We start from the raw sequence: 16,130 nt of genomic DNA, 5'->3' as shown, positions 1-16,130 counted from the left end.
AACCGTCCTCCCCTCCCGGACGAAGAGCCCGGCCCCTACGGCCGGGCTTTTTCGCGATCAGACGAAGGCGCGAAAAGCGTCCAGATCCTCGGGCGCGCCGACGGCGACGCCTTTCGCCTCGGAAGCGATTCGCTTCAAAAGCCCGGTCAGCACCTTGCCGGCGCCGCATTCGACGAATCGGTCGACGCCCTCGCCGGCCATATAGGCGACGCATTCGCGCCAGCGAACCGTGCCCGTCACCTGCTCCACCAGAAGACGACGAATATCGTCCGGCGACACGATCGGGCTCGCGGTCACATTGGCGACGACGGGAAGTTTGGGCGCGAGAATCGTCGTCGTCGCCAGCGCCTCGCGCATGGCCTCGGCCGCCGGCTGCATCAGCGCGCAATGGAAGGGCGCGGAGACGGGCAGCGGCACGGCGCGCTTCACGCCGCGCTCCTTGGCGATGAGAATCGCCTTTTCCACCGCCGCCTTGGCGCCGGAGACGACGATCTGGCCGCCGCCATTGTCATTTGCGATCTGGCAGACTTTTCCTTCCGCCGCGGCGGCGGCCTCGGCGATCTCGCGCGCAGCGTCGAACTCGACGCCGATGAGCGCCGCCATCGCGCCCGCACCGACCGGAACCGCCGCCTGCATGGCCTGGCCGCGCAGCCGCAACAGCCGCGCGGTGTCCGCTATGGAGAGCGCCCCGGCGGCGGCCAGCGCCGAATATTCGCCGAGCGAATGGCCGGCGACGAATTTGGCGTCGCGGGGGAGATCGAGCCCGGCCTCGGCTTCCAGCACGCGGATGGCGGCGAGCGAGACCGCCATCAGCGCCGGCTGGGCGTTGGCGGTGAGCGTCAACTCGGCTTCCGGACCTTCGAACATGATGTTGGAGAGCGGCGCGCCGAGCGCGGCGTCAACTTCCTCATAGACGGCGCGCGCCTGAGGAAAGGCCTCGCCGAGCGCCTTGCCCATGCCGACCGCCTGCGACCCCTGTCCCGGAAACACGAATGCCTTCGCCATGCGCTGCTCGTCCCCTCATTTTGGATTGACGAGCGCCGAGTGGCGCAGGCGCGAGAGCCTGTCAAGTCGAGAGACGCGGGCTCGGCGGGGCATCGGGGGCTTCCCTCGTCCCGATCCCTGCCCGAGCCGCCAGCTCGCTCGCAGTCGAGCGAGCGCTCCCCGCGAGCGAGCTGGCGGCAGAGATCGACGACGGCCCCGGAGAGTCGAGGCGGGCACGTTCCGAGCACGTCATCGGAAGCCGGATCAGGCTTTGCCCTGGCGCGCCTTGCGCTTCTGCTTGAGGCAGCCGTTGCCGAAGGTTCCCCATTCGGCGGGATTCTTCTTGCCGCATCGCCAAGCGAGACCGGCCAGCTGCACGTCGCCCTGAGGCGTCACGTCGCCCCGAGAGGTCACATCGCCCTGAAAGCTCATGGAGGCGTTGCGCACCGGCGCGGCGTTCACATCGACGTTCAGGGAAGTCGCCGCGATCGCGACGGCGAGAGAAAATGCCATTTTCATGAAAATTGCTCCTGATAGATCGTCTCGTTCTCGATGAGACGAGACGACCCTATCAGGCGCCGACGATCGGCCGCCGTGCGCTCCGGCACAGCGCGCGCCGACATCACCCCGCCGGCCTGTTCTTGATCAGATCCTCCACAACGCTCGGATCGGCGAGCGTGGACGTATCCCCGAGCGCGCCGAATTCATTCTCGGCGATCTTGCGCAGAATACGCCGCATGATCTTGCCGGAGCGCGTCTTCGGCAGGCCGGGCGCGAATTGGATCACATCCGGCGAGGCGATGGCGGAAATCTCCTTGCGCACGAAATCGACCAGCTCCTTGCGCAGACGCTCGGAAGCCTCGACTCCGCCCATCAAGGTCACATAGGCGTAGATGCCCTGGCCCTTGATCGCGTGCGGGAAGCCGACGACGGCCGCCTCCGCGACCTTCTCATGGGCGACGAGCGCGCTCTCGATCTCCGCCGTGCCGAGACGATGGCCAGAGACATTGATGACATCGTCGACGCGGCCGGTGATCCAATAATAGCCGTCGGAATCGCGCCGGCAGCCGTCGCCGGTGAAATATTTGCCCGGATAGGCGGTGAAATAAGTCTGCACGAAACGCTCGTGATCGCCGAACACGGTGCGCGCCTGTCCCGGCCAGCTATCGGCGATGACGAGATTACCCTCGCAGGCGCCCTCCAGCACATTGCCGTTCGCGTCGACGATCTCCGGCTGCACGCCGAAGAAGGGCTTGGTCGCCGAGCCCGGCTTCAGCGCCGTCGCGCCCGGCAGCGGCGCAATCAGAATGCCGCCCGTCTCCGTCTGCCACCATGTGTCGACGATCGGGCAGCGGCCCTCGCCGACGACGCGGTGATACCATTCCCAGGCTTCCGGATTGATCGGCTCGCCGACCGAGCCGAGCAGGCGAATGGATTTGCGGCTGGTCTTCTTCACCGGCTCCTCGCCGGCGCCCATCAGCGCGCGGATCGCCGTCGGCGCGGTGTAGAAGATGTCGACCTTGTGCTTGTCGATCACTTCCCAGAAGCGCGAGACGGTCGGATAATTCGGCACGCCTTCGAACATCAGCGTCGTCGCGCCATTGGCGAGCGGGCCATAGACGATATAGCTGTGGCCCGTCACCCAGCCGACATCCGCCGTGCACCAATAGACATCGCCCTCGCGATAATCGAAGACCAGCTCATGGGTGAGCGCGGCGTGGACGAGATAGCCGCCGGTCGTGTGCAGCACGCCCTTGGGCTTTCCGGTCGAGCCCGATGTGTAGAGGATGAACAGCGGATCCTCGGCGCCGACCTCGGCGTAAGGGCAATCCTCGGGAACCTTCTTCGCCTCGTCCTCGTAACGGAAATCGCGGCCGGGCTTCATATCCACCTTGGCGCCAGTGCGCGTGACGACGATGACGGTCTTGGCCGAGACCTTCTCCAGCGCGGCGTCGACATTGTCCTTGAGCGGCGATTTGCGGCCGCCGCGCACGCCCTCATCCGCCGTGATGACGACATCCGATTGCGCATCCTCGATGCGGCCGGCGAGCGCATCCGGCGAGAAGCCGCCGAACACCACCGAATGCACGGCGCCGATGCGCGCGCAGGCGAGCATGGCGTAGGCGGCCTCCGGAATCATCGGCAGATAGATCGTCACGCGATCGCCTTTGCGCACGCCATGCGCCTTCAGCACATTGGCGAAGCGGCACACCTGCTCGTGCAATTCGCGATAGGTGATGTGGCGCGAGAGCGAAGGATCGTCGCCCTCCCAGATGATCGCGACTTGATCGGCGCGATGCGGAAGATGCCGATCGATGCAATTCATCGCAATATTGGTGGAGCCGTCGCCGAACCATTCGATCGCGACATTATGCGTGTCGAAGCTGACCTCTTTCACGCGCGTGAACGGCGCGATCCATTCGATGCGCTGCGCCTGCTCTCCCCAAAAGCCGTCGGGGTCGGCGACGGAGCGCCGGTAGAGCGCGTCATATTTCTCGGCGTTCACGCGCGCTTCATTGCGCCAAGCTTCCGGCACGGCATAGATCTTTTCCGACATCGAGCGTTCCCTCGGGTGACTGCGGCGCTTTGGCGCGCCGTCCGCTTTGGCGGCAATATGACCTTTTTCATCGTCTCGGGCTATGGCGTCCTTCGCCCGGGGCGCCCGCCATTTCGGCGCCCGAACGCGCAGAGCGCTCTGTGACGAGGCGCCGCGCCGGCGCGACATCACGTCGCAGCTCGCTTCGAACTGCTACGTATTACAGGAGCGGCGCGCATACCGCGAGCTGAATCTCTCATCGACGCCGGACTGGTCGGCGCCGGATTTGCGGCTCTTTTAGAGCGCGTTCCGCTCGAACGGATTCGATCGATCAGATTCGCTCGAATGAAAGAATGCTACAGCGCGACCCCGACCCCTCGAGGAGCGAAGATGAGGAAAAAACTGTTGTTCGACGATGTTCGTGAACTCTGCCTTCGCCGTTGCGACACGATTTTCTATTCCCTCGTCGCCATCGTCGCCTTCGCCCGCGCGATCGTCGATTTCCAGAACGGCGCCCTCAGCCTCGAGCTCTACTCGACCTTGGTGAACATCGTCGGCTATCGCGAATTGCTGCGCCTCTTCCTGTGGGCGCGCGTCAATCCGCGCTATGCGATCGCCTCGCTCTACGGCGCCGTCATCGCTTCGGCTCTGCCGGTGATGTTCTCGCATCCGAGCTCCTTCCTCTTCGAATGCACGGTCTATCTGCTGCTGCGTGTCGCCGCCCATATTCTGGTCGGGCTCGACGAGAGGAGCGTCATCAAACTCTATCGCGAAGTGCTGTTCGATTATTACAATCGCAAGCCGCCACAGAAGCGTGACCGCAAGCGGCGCAAATCGCTGCTCGAGCGTCTCGGCCTCGAGGAGGGCTTCGCGCCCGGAACGGCTTGAGCGGAGGAGTCAGCGCTTCGGCCCCGTCTCGGGCATGGCGACGAGGACCAGCGCGAGGCCCGCGAGCGCGACCGCGGCGAGCGCCAGAAAGGTCGGCGCATAGCCGACCGAGGTGACGATGAAACCGGCGACGGACAGGCTCGTCGCGCCGCCCACGCCCTGCACGAAGCCGAGCCCGCCGCGCGCGAGGCTGTAATGGCCCGTGCCGCGCATAATGTCCGCGAGCACGAGCGGCAGCAACGCATCGAAAAGACCGCCGCCGACGCCGTCCAGCAATTGCGCCGCGAGCAGATGCAGCGGCGTCTCCGCGAAGACGCAAGCGAGATCGCGCGCGAACAGCGCCGCGAAAGCGAGGACGATGAGCGGCTTTCGGCCGATGAGATCGGCGCGCTCGACGATGAGCGCCATGCCGATCGTCGAGAGCTGAGCCAGAATGATCGCCGCCGAGGTGACGCCGCTCTCGAAGCCCGGATTTTCCGAAGCGAGCTTCTGCGCGATCAACGACAATGTCGGCGCATTGGCGAAATTGAACAGCGCCGCCGCCGCCGCATAGACGAGCAGCGTGCGGTAATGCAGGAGATCGCGCAGCTTGCCCGGCTGCGGCGGATGCGCGAGATCGACATCCTCGAGCCCGCGGGCGCGGTTATGATCTATAGCCTCGGCCGGAATGGCGAAGGCCGCGCGCGCCGCGAGCGCGGCGAAGATCGGCGTGAGATAGAAGGGCGCGGTCTGCGACGCCAGCACGCCGACGAACCCGACGATTCCCGCGATAAAAATATTCCCTGCGCGATCGAAGGCGGCGTTGCGGCCGAGCCTCTCGGCGAGCCTGTCGCGGCCATAGAGGCCGAGCGTGATCGCCGCCACTGTGGGCGCGAAGACGGCGCCGAGCGTCGCCATGACGATGTCGGCCGCGACGACGACGGGAATGCTCGGCGCATGAATGATGGCGAGGCCGCAGCCGCAGAGCACGAAGCTCGCGACGACGAGAAGCTGGCGCTTGGCGCGCGTGCGATCGATGAAGGCGCCGACGGCCGGATGCGCCGCTATGCCGACGAGCCCGCTCACTGTCAGCACGGCGCCGATCTCGGCCTGGCTCCAATGCGCCTGCGTGAACAAAAACACGCCGACGAAAGGTCCGAGCCCGCCGCGCACATCGGCGAGAAAAAAATTCAGCCGATCGAGAGCGTCGAAGCGCATGACGGCGATCGTCCCCACAGATTCTCCTCAGGGCAAACGCCCGGGCCCGGGATAATCGCCGTTTCCGAAACTGCGCTTTTGGGCTAGGAGCGACTATCGAGCAGGCGGAGGGGCGGCGTATGGGGCAGTTCTTTCGAGACAGGCTGCGGCGTCTTCGCGATCGGCTGATCTCCAGTCCGCGCTTCCAGCGCCTCGCCGCCGCTCACCCGCTGACCCGCGCGAAGGCGCGGCGCCGCGCGCGGGAGATGCTCGATCTTTGCGCCGGCTTCGTCTATTCGCAGGTGCTGCTCGCCTGCGTGCGGCTGAAGCTGCTGGAGCTTCTGCTCGAGCAGCCGCGCAATGTGGAGCAAATCGCCGAGAAGCTCGATCTCTCGCCGGACGCCGTAGCGCGGCTGCTCGACGCCGCCGCTTCGCTCGGCCTCGTCGAGCGGCGCGGCGGAGAGCGCTTCGGCCTCGGCGAGCTCGGCGCGGCGCTCATCGGCAACAAAGCCGCGCTCTCGCTCGTTTCGCATCAGCCCATGCTCTACGCCGATCTCGCCGATCCGGTCGCGCTGCTGCGCGGCGACGAATCGGCGGAGCCGCGGCTCGCCGATTACTGGCCCTATTCGGCGGCGGAAAATCCCGCCGCGCTCTCGGCCGAGGAGGTCGCGCCCTATAGCGCGCTGATGGCCGCCTCGCAGCCGCTGGTGGCGCAGGAAGTCCTCGACGTCTATCCGATCCGCCGGCATAAGAAGCTGCTCGACGTCGGCGGCGGCGAGGGCGCCTTTCTCATCGCCGCGGCGGCGCGGGCGCCTCGGCTGCAACTGATGCTGTTCGATCTGCCGGCGGTGGTCGAGCGCGCCCGCGCCCGGCTCGAGGAAGCGAGGCTCGCCGAGCGCACGACCTTCTTCTCCGGGAATTTCCTCACCGATCCGCTGCCCAAGGGCGCGGATGTGATAACCTTGATTCGCATCGTCCATGATCACGACGACGCCTCCGCGCTGGAGCTGCTGCGCAATGTGCGCCGCGCCCTGCCGCGCGACGGGACGCTGCTGATCATAGAAGCCATGTCCGGCGTCGAGGGCGCGGAGCCGCTCGACGCCTATTACGGATTCTACACGCTGGCCATGGGCCGCGGCGAGCCGCGAACTGTCGCCGAGCTGCAAAAGCTCGCCAAAAAGGCGGGCTTCGGCCGCTTCCGCCTGCTGAGCAATCCTATGCCGATCGTCGCCAGCATTCTGCTGGCGAAGCCGGACCCCGATTATCACGGCCCCTGAGCGGCGCCCCCCGACTTGCCGGGGCGGAACCGAGCAGCCATGTCGCCGTTGGGGGAGAATCTCCCATGGAGGAGAAAGGCCGGCCGATGACGATCGAACCTCTGCTTCTCACCACGGCGCGCGTGGGCACATTCAAAGGCGACGCCCCGCTCACCAACGCCAGCGGCTTCTTCTTCGCGCGCGACGAACGGCTTTTCCTGGTGACGAGCCGCCATGTGCTGAGCGACGCGGCGACCGGGCATTGCCCCGACCGTATCGAGATCGAGCTGCATATCGACGCCGAGAATATGACCCAATCGACCGGCTTCTCGATGCTGCTCTACGAGGACGGCAAGAGCGTCTGGCGCCAGGGCCTCGACGCCGGCGGCGAAATCGATGTGGCCGTCATAGAGATCGAGCGGCAGGCTCTGCCGGAGTCGACCGTCTATCGGGCCTTCACGCCGGCGCATCTCTGCGGTGAGTTCGACACGGTGGAGGTCGGCTCCTCGCTGCTGATTCTCGGCTTTCCCCTGGGCTTCCACGACACGCTGCATCATATGCCGGTGGCGCGGCAGGGGGTCGTCGCCTCCTCCTTCGGCCTGCGCTTTCAGGGCCAGGGCTATTTTCTCACCGACGCGCGCACCCACAGAGGCGCGAGCGGCGCGCCCGTGGTGGCCCGCGTGCCGGCGCTGGAGGCGCGCCAGGGCGATCTTCCCTGGACGCTGCTCGGCGTCCATTCGGCGCGGCTGGACGTCGGCCGCGACCTCCAGCAGGACGAGGCGCTGGGCCTCAACTGCGCCTGGTACGCCGATATTCTGCTCCCGCTCACGGAGTAAGGCGCGACGAGGCCTCGGCGAGCGCGTCGAAGGGCAGCAGGATAGACCCGCGCCGCATCGGGAAGGCGCGCGCCGCAGCGAATATCTCCAGCTCCCGCCACTTCTCGGGAAAGCCGACGTCGGCGCCGTCCAGAAGCTGCACCAGCGCTTCGCCGGCCATGAAGACATCGGCGAGCGTTTCGCCGATCGCCCCCACGACGACGATCGCCGTCGCGGCCATTCCGAGCGTGCAGGCCCGCGCGCGATGGCCGAGAGCGACGATGCGGCCGTTCTCGCAACGCAGATCGAGCGTCAGCCTGCTGCCGCAGATCGGGCTCGTCCGCGTGACGGAGACGTCGGCGTCGGCGAGGCGCAAATCGTCGCGCGCTCGCCGCGCCCAATCGCGCACGCGTCGCTCATAGAGCGCGGCGAGCGCTATGTCGGTCATGCCGGCTCGTCGCGCGTCTGCCGCCCGAGCACGGCGAGGAACAGCAGCGCGAAATGCAGCCCGCGCCGCACATCCTCGTCGCCCGCCGCGCGCAGCAGGCCGAGCAGGGACGGAGTCGGCTTGCGCGACGCCTCATTGGCGGCGAAGCGGGCGGCGTTGCCGAGCGTCCAGGCGGCGCCGATCGACTCCTCATAGGCTTTCATCAGCTTTTGGATCATCGCGTCGTCGGCCATGTCCACAGCGTCGGAAGCGAGAGAGAGAAGGTCGACGATATTGTGAAAGCGCCGGCCCTGAAGCAGAGGCGAGGCTTTCTCGAGAAGATCGGCGATTCCCTTTCGCGTCGCCTCGTCGAGCGTCGGCGAGGCGCTTTCATTGCGCATGTCGAGTTCGGTCGTGCTCATCGCTCATCCCTCGCTTTTTCAGATCACGCCGCGCGCGACGGACCAATAGATTCCGCGGTTGAAAGCCTTGCGGAGAAGCCCGCCGAGCTTGGTGGGCGGCGTCGGATGAACGTCCTCGTCATAGTCGTACCAGAGCGGCATTCCGAGCTCGAGGCCCATTTGCGCCACGGCCTGGACCTTGCCGTCATAGGCGTCGACCGTGCGGCCGATGCGAATGTCGCCGGCGATATTATTGGCGATGACCGGGCATTGGTTGTGACAGGAGCCGCCGGCCTTGCTGATCGGCAGATCGACCGTGTCGCCCATCACATAGGCGTTGGCGTAGCCTTCGATCTGCAACGTTCGGCGGTCGGTGGGCAGCCAGCCTTCATTGTTCATCGCCTGCGAGACGCCGCTTTCGATCACCGCATCGACCGCACGAATCGGCGGCGTGCACATCAGCAGATCGAAATTTTCCTCTTGTCCTTCCGCGGAGCGCGCGATCTTGCGATCGGGATCGACCGAATCCAGCGTGAATCCGCGCTGGAATTTGATTCCCTTGCTCTCGAAGACGGAGGGCAGCACCTCGCAGACCTCCTGCTGGAGGAAGAGGCAATTGCGCAAAAGCTGCGAGACGGTGGGATAGGTGTAGACGATCTCGACCTGATCGCGCACGCCTTTGCGGCGCAGATATTCGTCGAGCATCAGCGTCGTCTCGATCGGCGCTATGCCGCATTGATGCGGAACATTGGGCGTCTTGGGAAAATTGACGGTGATGAAGATGCGGCCCTTCTCGAAGCCGCGGAGCTTGTCGGCGAGGCGACGCGCCGGCTCATATTGATAGAAATAATCGCCCGCCTCTTTCAGTCCCGGGATGCGTTCGGGCGCCGGCAGGCATCCGGTCGAGACGACGATATAGTCATAGCCGATTTTCCGGCCGCTCTTCGTCGTCACGCTGGAGCCGACGAAATCGAATCGGTCCACCTTGTCGACGATGAACTCGATCTCCGGTCGCAGCAAGGAGCTCTGCTTGCGGCGCAGCTCGCCCTCGAAGAACATGTCGAAGGCGACATACATGAAAGCCGGCTTGTAAAAATGCCAGGGCGAATCGGAGAGCATGGTCACCTGGACCGAGCCGTCCGATATCTCGGGGTAGAGCTTCGCGACGATGCTATTGGCGGTCATCGTTCCGCCTATGCCGCCGCCGACGACGAGTATGCGCTTGGCCACTGCTTCCTCCCTTTTTTCCGCAGGGCTTTTGCGCCCACGGTTTTTCGACGCGCTCTGGGCGCGGCGGCTCCTCCGGGGCGGTCGTTCGCCTCGGACTCGACCTCTTTTAAAATGACCGGTCGTCTCAAATCCGGGCAAAAAATCAGGCGCGGAAATAGCCGTTCAGCAGCATGTCGCGGAACTGGGTCAGCGGACGGACGGAGCGCTCGATCTTCATGCGCAGAAGCGAGCCCTGCCACGCGTCCACGAGAAAGTCGGCCATTTCCTTGGCGTCGAGATCGCGGCGGAAGCAGCCCTCCGCCTGGCCGCGCGCGACTCCCTCCCGCAGCTTGTCTCTATAGCGCCGCACCGCCTCGCGCAGCGATGTCTGGCACAGATCGCTGGTGTCGCCGATCTCGCCGATCAGATTGCCGAGCAGGCAGCCGCCTTTGAAATCCCGACGCTCCGTATCGGCGATCAGCTCGTCGAAATATGCCCGGAGCGCCGCATCTGCGCCGACGTCGGTGCGCGCGAGATGCGCGTCGAGCTGGGCGATGAAGGGGTCGATATAATGCTTCACCACCTCGGCGCTGAACGCTTCCTTGCTGGGGAAGTAATTGTAGAACGAGCCCTTGGGCACGCCGACGCTCTGCACCAGCTCGTGCAGGCCGGTGCCGTGATAGCCCTGCTCCATCAGCAAAGCGACGCCCTGATCCAGGAGCTTGCGCCGAATATCGTTCACGTCCCGTCTGCTCATGACGGTTTTATACGACCGATCGTCTCGTACAGCAAGCGGCTGTCGGCGCGACCGCCGCCGCCACAGGATTGCCTGCTTTGCGCCTTTTGCGACGATTTGCTAAAGGGCGCCGGAAAGCGCCCCGCGCGCCCGAGGCCCTGTAGGACCCATCCGCATGGAAAAATTCGTCACCCTCACCGGCGTCGCCGCGCCGCTGCCGATCATGAACATCGACACGGACATGATCATCCCGAAGCAATATCTGAAGACGATTGCCCGCACCGGCCTCGGCAAGGGTCTCTTCTCGGAGCTGCGCTATAAGGACGACGGCTCCGACAATCCCGATTTCGTGCTCAACAAGCCGGCCTATCGCGACGTCAAGATTCTGGTGGCGGGCGATAATTTCGGCTGCGGCTCGTCGCGCGAGCACGCCCCCTGGGCGCTACTCGATTATGGCGTGAAGGCGGTGATCTCCACCAGCTTCGCCGACATCTTCTACAATAACTGCTTCAAGAACGGCATTCTGCCGATCAAGGTCTCGCAGGCCGAGCTCGAGGAGCTGATGGACGACGCCGCGCGCGGCGCCAACGCCACGCTGACGATCGACCTGCCGGCTCAGGAGATTCGCGGCCCGGACGGCGGCGTCGTCAAATTCGACATCGATCCTTTCCGCAAGCACTGCCTGCTCGAGGGGCTGGACGATATCGGCCTCACGCTGCAAAAGGCCGGCACGATCGACGCTTTCGAGGCCAAAACGGCCGCGGCGCGGCCCTGGGCCTGATCGCGGTCTACCGGATTGCAAAAAAGTAACGATGGTTTTTGCTCGGTAAGGCTTAGGATCGCGGCGGGGCGGCGCGCGATCTTCGCTGTCCGTCTCTCTTCTCCAGGGCGCCAGACTTGAGCTTCCGTTCCTACCCATCCGCGAGCGACGCGCGACCCGGCCTGCTGAGCCGGATCGCCGAGCGCCTGCGCTTGCGACGGCCGCCGGCCGGAGGGAGGGCGTCGCCGCGCTTTTCCGCGGAATCCGACCCCGAAAACGCGCCTTGGACGGGGGGCGGCGCCGAAAATTTAGGCGCCGACGAAGGGGAGGAATCCGCAGCCGCGGCGCATAAGGGCGTGCTGGCGATCCAGCATCTCGCCAAGGCCTATAAGACCCGGCGCGTCGTCGAGGATGTGAGCCTGCATGTGGCGCGCGGCGAGGCGGTGGGATTGCTCGGCCCCAATGGCGCCGGCAAGACCACGGTCTTCTACATGATCACCGGGCTGGTGAAACCCGATCGCGGCGTCATCGCGCTCGACGGCTATGACGTCACCGGCCTGCCCATGTATCGGCGGGCGCGGCTCGGCATCGGCTATCTGCCGCAAGAAGCGTCGATTTTTCGCGGCCTCACGGTCGAGGACAATATTCGCGCCGTGCTGGAGATCACCCAGCCGGACAAGCGCCTGCGCGAACAGGAGCTCGATGCGCTGCTCGAGGAGTTCAAGCTCGAGCGCCTGCGCCGCTCGCCCGCGGTGGCGCTGTCGGGCGGCGAGCGGCGGCGCTGCGAGATCGCCCGCGCCCTGGCCGGACGCCCCTCTTTCATGCTGCTGGACGAGCCTTTCGCCGGCATCGATCCGATCGCCGTCGGCGGCATTCAGGACCTCGTGCGGCATTTGAAAGCCCGCGGAATCGGCGTGCTGATCACCGACCACAGCGTGCGCGAGACATTGGGCCTCACCGACCGCGCCTACATCATCTACAACGGCCATGTCCTGACCGAAGGAACGCCCGAGGAAATCGTCGCGCACCCCGATGTGCGGCGCATCTATCTCGGCGAAGATTTCAGGATGTGATTTCGGACCGGAAGCGTCGCGGCGATTAACTGCTAGGCGGAATTTCCGGGGGGCGCCGAATAAATGGTCCTGCGCCAAATTCCTCCCCGTGCTATAAGCAAGAAACAGGCCGAGAACAGCCATTGCGACGGCGCAATGCCGCGCGTGCAGGCGGAAAGTTTCGAGTAGGCGGAAAATGGCTATTTCCACCAAACTGATGATGCGTCAGGGCCAGGCCCTGGTGATGACGCCCCAGCTGCTGCAGGCGATCAAGCTGCTGCAATTCTCCAATCTCGAACTTTCCGCATTCCTGCATGAGGAGCTGGAACGAAATCCGCTGCTCGAGGCGGTGGAGGCCGACGATTTCCCGGACGCCCCGCAGGAGCGCGGCAGCGACAGCGATGGCGGCGAGGCGAGTTTCGACGGGGTCGGCGAGCCGCGCGAAGGCGATTGGGCGCAGGAGAGCCTCGCGGTGGACGCCGGCCAGCTGGCGGCCGAGCTCGGCACGGAGATCGGCAACGCCTTCGAGCTCGAGGGTCAGCGTCCCGGCGCCGATACGTCCGGCTCGCTCGAGGGCGCGGGCCTCTCGGCCAATTCCTGGACCGGCGCCAGCGGCGTCGGCGGCGATGGCGAGACGCCCAATCTCGAGGCCTATGTCGCCGCGGACGCCAATCTGCACGATCATCTCGCCGAGCAGCTCGCCCTCGCCTCCGCCGATCCGCGCGACCGGCTGATCGGCCACGCCATCATCGACGCGATAGACGAGGCCGGCTATCTGCGCGAGGACATCGCCGAGATCGCCGCGCGGCTCGAGGCGGACCCCGATCGCGCCGTCGCCGTGCTGGCGGTGATCCAGAGCTTCGATCCTTCCGGCGTCGGCGCGCGCGACCTGCAGGAATGTCTCGCCATTCAGCTGCGCGAGCGCGACCGCTTCGATCCGGCCATGCAGGTCTTCGTCGCCAATCTGCCGCTGCTGGCCAAGCGCGATTTTTCCGCTCTGGCGCGGCTCTGCGGCGTGGACGAGGACGACATCGCCGATATGGCGTCGGAGGTTCGCCGGCTCGATCCCAAGCCCGGCCGCGCCTTCGGCGGCGCGCCGATCCAGCCTCTGGTCGCCGACGTCATCGTGCGGCCGGCGAGCGACGGCGGCTGGATGGTGGAGCTGAACTCCGACGCTCTGCCGCGCGTGCTGGTCAACCACTCCTATGCCGCGAAGGTGAGCGCCGGCGCCAAGCGCGACGGCGACAAGACCTTCATCTCGAGCTGCCTGCAGAACGCCAATTGGCTGACCAAGAGCCTCGAGCAGCGCTCGCGCACGATCTTGAAGGTCGCCTCGGAGATCGTGCGGCTACAGGACGCCTTCCTCGCCAAAGGCGTGGAGCATTTGCGGCCGCTCAATCTGCGCACCATCGCCGACGCGATCGGAATGCACGAATCGACCGTCTCCCGCGTCACCTCGAACAAATATATGATGACGCCTCGCGGCATATTCGAGCTCAAATATTTCTTCTCCGCCTCCATCGCCACGACGAGCGGCGGCGAAGCCCATTCGGCCGAGGCGGTGCGCTACAAGATCAAGCAGATGATCGACAAGGAGAGCCCTTTCGACGTGCTCTCCGACGACGCCATCGTCGCGCGTCTGAAAGAGATCGACATCGACATCGCCCGGCGCACCGTCGCCAAATATCGCGACAGCCTGCGCATTCCCTCCTCCGTCGACCGCCGCCGCGCCAAGCAGGCGATGGCGCGGGAAAGCGCGCCGGCGCTGTAGGGCGGAACGTCGACGCGCGCGCGTCGGGCCTGCCGGGAATGACGGCGCCCTTTCGCTCGAATCGCGCAGACCTTCGGCTCCGTATCAAAACGGAGGCGCCTCGGCGCCGTGGGAATGAGCAAACCGCTCGCCCATTGACTTCGATCGCCGGTCCACTTAGAGCCTGTCGCCGAAGCGGGCCGGGCGCGAACGCCTCCTCGGCCCGTCTTCCGCCACGTTCGAACGGCAGAGTGACGCTCGGACGCTGGACCAGGAATTTCGCCGGCGCCGCGGCGAAGACCGTAGGGGGACGGTCGAAAGCGACGCTCACGAAGCCATCATGGGATTTTTTTAAAAGGGAAGCGCTGCCGCGTCCGGCGCGAGCGCTCCAATGGACGAGGGCAGACCCGATATGTCGCTGCGAGTGTCCGGTAAGAACATCAATATCGGCGAAGCCTTGCGGACTCACGTCGCCGAGCGGCTGACCGCGGCCGCCCGCAAATATTTCGACGGCGAGCTCGGCGGCCATGTGACGATTTCGCCGGAAGGCTCTGGCTTTCGCGCCGATTGCAGCCTGCATCTCGCGGGAATCGACGTGCAGGCCGACGGCCGCGCGCAGGAACCCTACGCCTCCTTCGATCAGGCAGCCGAGCGCATCGAAAAGCGCCTGCGCCGCTACAAGAGCCGGCTGAAAGACCATCACGGCCCGCGCGAGAGCGAGGGCGAGGTGGCGCAGAGCTATGTGCTCGAGGCGCCGGATCAGGAGCAGGACGCGCCCAAGGAATTCGCGCCGACGATCGTCGCCGAGGCGACGTCGCGGCTGCGTCGGCTGACGGTCTCGGCCGCGGTTTTGGACCTCGATCTGACCGGCGCGCCGGTCGTCGTTTTCCGCAACGCCGATACGGGTCGGCTCAATGTTGTCTACCGACGCAACGACGACCATATCGGCTGGATCGATGCGCCGGGCGGCGAATAGGCGGCATATATCTTGCCTTTAGATCGAATGCAGCTGTGAGGGCGGCTATGCTCATTTTGCGCGATTGGAATTCGCTCTGCGGCCCGAAGAACGGCCCCGGCCGCGGGCCGCGTCGCGACAGCGCGACACGATGCGTCCATTGATGAACAGCGACCTGGCGCGCCGCGATTCGCGCGGCGGCGGAGCTCGGCCCGGACAGGGCCTCGAATGGGATAGACGCCACATGCGGCTCGCGGATTTGCTCTCCACCGAAGCGGTCATTCCCTCGCTCAAGGCGAACAACAAGAAGCAGGCGCTCCAGGAGCTGAGCGAGAAGGCGGCCGAGATTTCCGGTCTGCCGGCCCGCGAGATCTTCGACGCGCTGCTGCAGCGCGAGCGCCTCGGCTCGACTGGCATAGGCGACGGCGTCGCCATTCCGCATGGCAAGCTGGCGCGGATCAAGACGATTTTCGGGATTTTCGCGCGGCTCGAGCGGCCGATCGACTTCGACGCGCTCGATGGCGCGCCGGTCGATCTGGTGTTTCTTCTCGTGACGCCGGAAGCCTCCGGCGCCGATCATTTGAAAGCGCTGGCCTGCGCGGCGCGCGTGCTGCGTGATCCATCGATCGTCGCGACGATTCGCGCGACGAGAGACGCTTCCGCCCTCTACTCGATCATCGCGCAAACCTCTACGCCCCACGCCGCCTGAGGCTTTTCGCGCCGCTGACGTCAGCCGGCCGCGATTTACGGCGAGAGAAAAGGCCGCGGATTACTCCGCGGCTGTTCTCGGCTTGCTGTGGGAGGCGTGGCCGCCCTTGCGTCCGGCCTCGGACGCGAGCTGGTGATCGCGGGAAAAGCTCCGCTTCGTCGGGTCGACGCTCTGCCCGCCCTTGCGTCCCGCCTTGGCCGCGAGCTCGGGGTTCTGGGAGAAGCTGCGCTTTTCATCGGGGACGTTCTGGCCGCCCTTGCGCGCGATCGCCCGCTGCTTCTCAGGGTCCATCGAAGCAAAGCCACGGTTCGACTTTTTCGGTTCATGGATCGCCGTCATATTGTCTACCTTCTCTTGTCCCCCGGGAGTCAACGCCCGAGTCAAGACAAGGTTGCGCTCTATTCGCTTCGGATAGAAGTTTTTTTTGCCGCAATTCGGCCTGTGGTCTTTACGTACGAAAAGTAGCCATTACCTTC

General features: G+C 65.5%; 17 protein-coding genes. 8 read left to right on the top strand and 9 right to left on the bottom strand.

Translation table 11 applies throughout. The annotated features are described in order from the left end of the window. Positions 1-57: 57 nt before the first annotated feature. From fabD to acs, 3 genes are all read right to left on the bottom strand, one after another. The gene (gene fabD, locus C5689_RS01740; protein ID WP_108915515.1) at positions 58-1,005 is read right to left on the bottom strand and encodes an ACP S-malonyltransferase; all 948 of its coding nucleotides are present in this window, start codon (positions 1,003-1,005) and stop codon (positions 58-60) included. Positions 1,006-1,248: 243 nt separating this feature from the next. Continuing rightward, positions 1,249-1,503, bottom strand: a complete 255-nt coding sequence (locus tag C5689_RS01735) for a hypothetical protein (protein WP_108915514.1) — start codon at positions 1,501-1,503, stop codon at positions 1,249-1,251. A gap of 103 nt (positions 1,504-1,606) precedes the next feature. Next, a complete protein-coding gene (gene acs / locus C5689_RS01730) occupies positions 1,607-3,541 on the bottom strand; it encodes an acetate--CoA ligase (RefSeq protein WP_108915513.1) in 1,935 nt (644 codons plus the stop codon). 369 nt (positions 3,542-3,910) lie between these two features. On the opposite strand from acs, the gene C5689_RS01725 reads away from it, so the two are divergent. Further along, positions 3,911-4,408: a hypothetical protein gene (locus tag C5689_RS01725; RefSeq protein ID WP_244594530.1), complete on the top strand. Its 498-nt coding sequence runs from the start codon at positions 3,911-3,913 to the stop codon at positions 4,406-4,408. A gap of 9 nt (positions 4,409-4,417) precedes the next feature. On the opposite strand, the gene C5689_RS01720 is transcribed toward C5689_RS01725, so the two are convergent. Beyond that, entirely contained in the window at positions 4,418-5,623 is a 1,206-nt protein-coding gene (locus C5689_RS01720) for an MFS transporter (RefSeq protein ID WP_146188300.1), read from the bottom strand. 101 nt (positions 5,624-5,724) lie between these two features. Here C5689_RS01720 and C5689_RS01715 point away from each other — a divergent pair, with 101 nt between their 5' ends. Together C5689_RS01715 and C5689_RS01710 are read left to right on the top strand one after the other, a co-directional pair. Further along, positions 5,725-6,861 (top strand): methyltransferase, encoded by a 1,137-nt coding sequence (locus tag C5689_RS01715; protein WP_108915510.1) that lies wholly within the window; start codon positions 5,725-5,727, stop codon positions 6,859-6,861. Between the two features lie 86 nt (positions 6,862-6,947). After that, positions 6,948-7,676: a S1 family peptidase gene (locus C5689_RS01710; RefSeq protein WP_108915629.1), complete on the top strand. Its 729-nt coding sequence runs from the start codon at positions 6,948-6,950 to the stop codon at positions 7,674-7,676. Here C5689_RS01710 and C5689_RS01705 read toward each other — a convergent pair. From C5689_RS01705 to C5689_RS01690, 4 genes are all read right to left on the bottom strand, one after another. Further along, positions 7,666-8,103 carry an iron-sulfur cluster assembly scaffold protein gene (locus tag C5689_RS01705; RefSeq protein ID WP_108915509.1) on the bottom strand — a complete coding sequence of 146 codons (438 nt, stop codon included), beginning with the start codon at positions 8,101-8,103 and terminating at the stop codon, positions 7,666-7,668. The genes C5689_RS01710 and C5689_RS01705 overlap by 11 nt on opposite strands. Next, on the bottom strand, positions 8,100-8,504 hold the full coding sequence (locus tag C5689_RS01700; RefSeq protein ID WP_108915508.1) for a DUF1641 domain-containing protein: 405 nt from the start codon (positions 8,502-8,504) through the stop codon (positions 8,100-8,102). The genes C5689_RS01705 and C5689_RS01700 overlap by 4 nt, the downstream gene beginning before the upstream one ends. A gap of 18 nt (positions 8,505-8,522) precedes the next feature. Then, positions 8,523-9,713 (bottom strand): NAD(P)/FAD-dependent oxidoreductase, encoded by a 1,191-nt coding sequence (locus tag C5689_RS01695; RefSeq protein ID WP_108915507.1) that lies wholly within the window; start codon positions 9,711-9,713, stop codon positions 8,523-8,525. A gap of 142 nt (positions 9,714-9,855) precedes the next feature. Then, positions 9,856-10,449, bottom strand: a complete 594-nt coding sequence (locus tag C5689_RS01690; RefSeq protein ID WP_108915506.1) for a TetR/AcrR family transcriptional regulator — start codon at positions 10,447-10,449, stop codon at positions 9,856-9,858. A 154-nt stretch (positions 10,450-10,603) separates the two neighbouring features. Here C5689_RS01690 and leuD point away from each other — a divergent pair, with 154 nt between their 5' ends. From leuD to ptsN, 5 genes are all read left to right on the top strand, one after another. Next, positions 10,604-11,209 carry a 3-isopropylmalate dehydratase small subunit gene (gene leuD / locus C5689_RS01685; RefSeq protein WP_108915505.1) on the top strand — a complete coding sequence of 202 codons (606 nt, stop codon included), beginning with the start codon at positions 10,604-10,606 and terminating at the stop codon, positions 11,207-11,209. Between the two features lie 116 nt (positions 11,210-11,325). Further along, on the top strand, positions 11,326-12,261 hold the full coding sequence (lptB, locus tag C5689_RS01680; RefSeq protein ID WP_244594529.1) for an LPS export ABC transporter ATP-binding protein: 936 nt from the start codon (positions 11,326-11,328) through the stop codon (positions 12,259-12,261). Positions 12,262-12,436: 175 nt separating this feature from the next. Further along, a complete protein-coding gene (gene rpoN / locus C5689_RS01675) occupies positions 12,437-14,011 on the top strand; it encodes an RNA polymerase factor sigma-54 (protein WP_108915504.1) in 1,575 nt (524 codons plus the stop codon). Between the two features lie 391 nt (positions 14,012-14,402). Further along, positions 14,403-14,966 carry a ribosome hibernation-promoting factor, HPF/YfiA family gene (hpf, locus tag C5689_RS01670; protein ID WP_108915627.1) on the top strand — a complete coding sequence of 188 codons (564 nt, stop codon included), beginning with the start codon at positions 14,403-14,405 and terminating at the stop codon, positions 14,964-14,966. Positions 14,967-15,189: 223 nt separating this feature from the next. Next, the gene (ptsN, locus tag C5689_RS01665; RefSeq protein ID WP_108915626.1) at positions 15,190-15,654 is read left to right on the top strand and encodes a PTS IIA-like nitrogen regulatory protein PtsN; all 465 of its coding nucleotides are present in this window, start codon (positions 15,190-15,192) and stop codon (positions 15,652-15,654) included. A 60-nt stretch (positions 15,655-15,714) separates the two neighbouring features. On the opposite strand, the gene C5689_RS01660 is transcribed toward ptsN, so the two are convergent. Further along, complete coding sequence (locus tag C5689_RS01660) at positions 15,715-15,993, bottom strand: con-10 family general stress protein (RefSeq protein WP_108915625.1); 279 nt, start codon at positions 15,991-15,993, stop codon at positions 15,715-15,717. Positions 15,994-16,130: the final 137 nt, after the last annotated feature.

The sequence above is a fragment of the Methylosinus sporium genome, from assembly GCF_003113265.1.
GTDB classification, from domain to species: domain Bacteria; phylum Pseudomonadota; class Alphaproteobacteria; order Rhizobiales; family Beijerinckiaceae; genus Methylosinus; species Methylosinus sporium.
This window is presented reverse-complemented; position numbering and strand designations above follow the sequence as displayed.

Coding starts and splice junctions, on each gene's coding strand:
- C5689_RS01725 (WP_244594530.1), top strand. CDS start 3,911: ATGAGGAAAAAACTGTTGTTCGACGATGTTCGTGAACTCTGCCTTCGC.
- C5689_RS01690 (WP_108915506.1), bottom strand. CDS start 10,449: ATGAGCAGACGGGACGTGAACGATATTCGGCGCAAGCTCCTGGATCAG.
- rpoN (WP_108915504.1), top strand. CDS start 12,437: ATGGCTATTTCCACCAAACTGATGATGCGTCAGGGCCAGGCCCTGGTG.
- C5689_RS01660 (WP_108915625.1), bottom strand. CDS start 15,993: ATGACGGCGATCCATGAACCGAAAAAGTCGAACCGTGGCTTTGCTTCG.
- C5689_RS01705 (WP_108915509.1), bottom strand. CDS start 8,103: ATGACCGACATAGCGCTCGCCGCGCTCTATGAGCGACGCGTGCGCGAT.
- C5689_RS01700 (WP_108915508.1), bottom strand. CDS start 8,504: ATGAGCACGACCGAACTCGACATGCGCAATGAAAGCGCCTCGCCGACG.
- C5689_RS01710 (WP_108915629.1), top strand. CDS start 6,948: ATGACGATCGAACCTCTGCTTCTCACCACGGCGCGCGTGGGCACATTC.
- C5689_RS01715 (WP_108915510.1), top strand. CDS start 5,725: ATGGGGCAGTTCTTTCGAGACAGGCTGCGGCGTCTTCGCGATCGGCTG.
- acs (WP_108915513.1), bottom strand. CDS start 3,541: ATGTCGGAAAAGATCTATGCCGTGCCGGAAGCTTGGCGCAATGAAGCG.
- fabD (WP_108915515.1), bottom strand. CDS start 1,005: ATGGCGAAGGCATTCGTGTTTCCGGGACAGGGGTCGCAGGCGGTCGGC.
- ptsN (WP_108915626.1), top strand. CDS start 15,190: ATGCGGCTCGCGGATTTGCTCTCCACCGAAGCGGTCATTCCCTCGCTC.
- C5689_RS01735 (WP_108915514.1), bottom strand. CDS start 1,503: ATGAAAATGGCATTTTCTCTCGCCGTCGCGATCGCGGCGACTTCCCTG.
- leuD (WP_108915505.1), top strand. CDS start 10,604: ATGGAAAAATTCGTCACCCTCACCGGCGTCGCCGCGCCGCTGCCGATC.
- hpf (WP_108915627.1), top strand. CDS start 14,403: ATGTCGCTGCGAGTGTCCGGTAAGAACATCAATATCGGCGAAGCCTTG.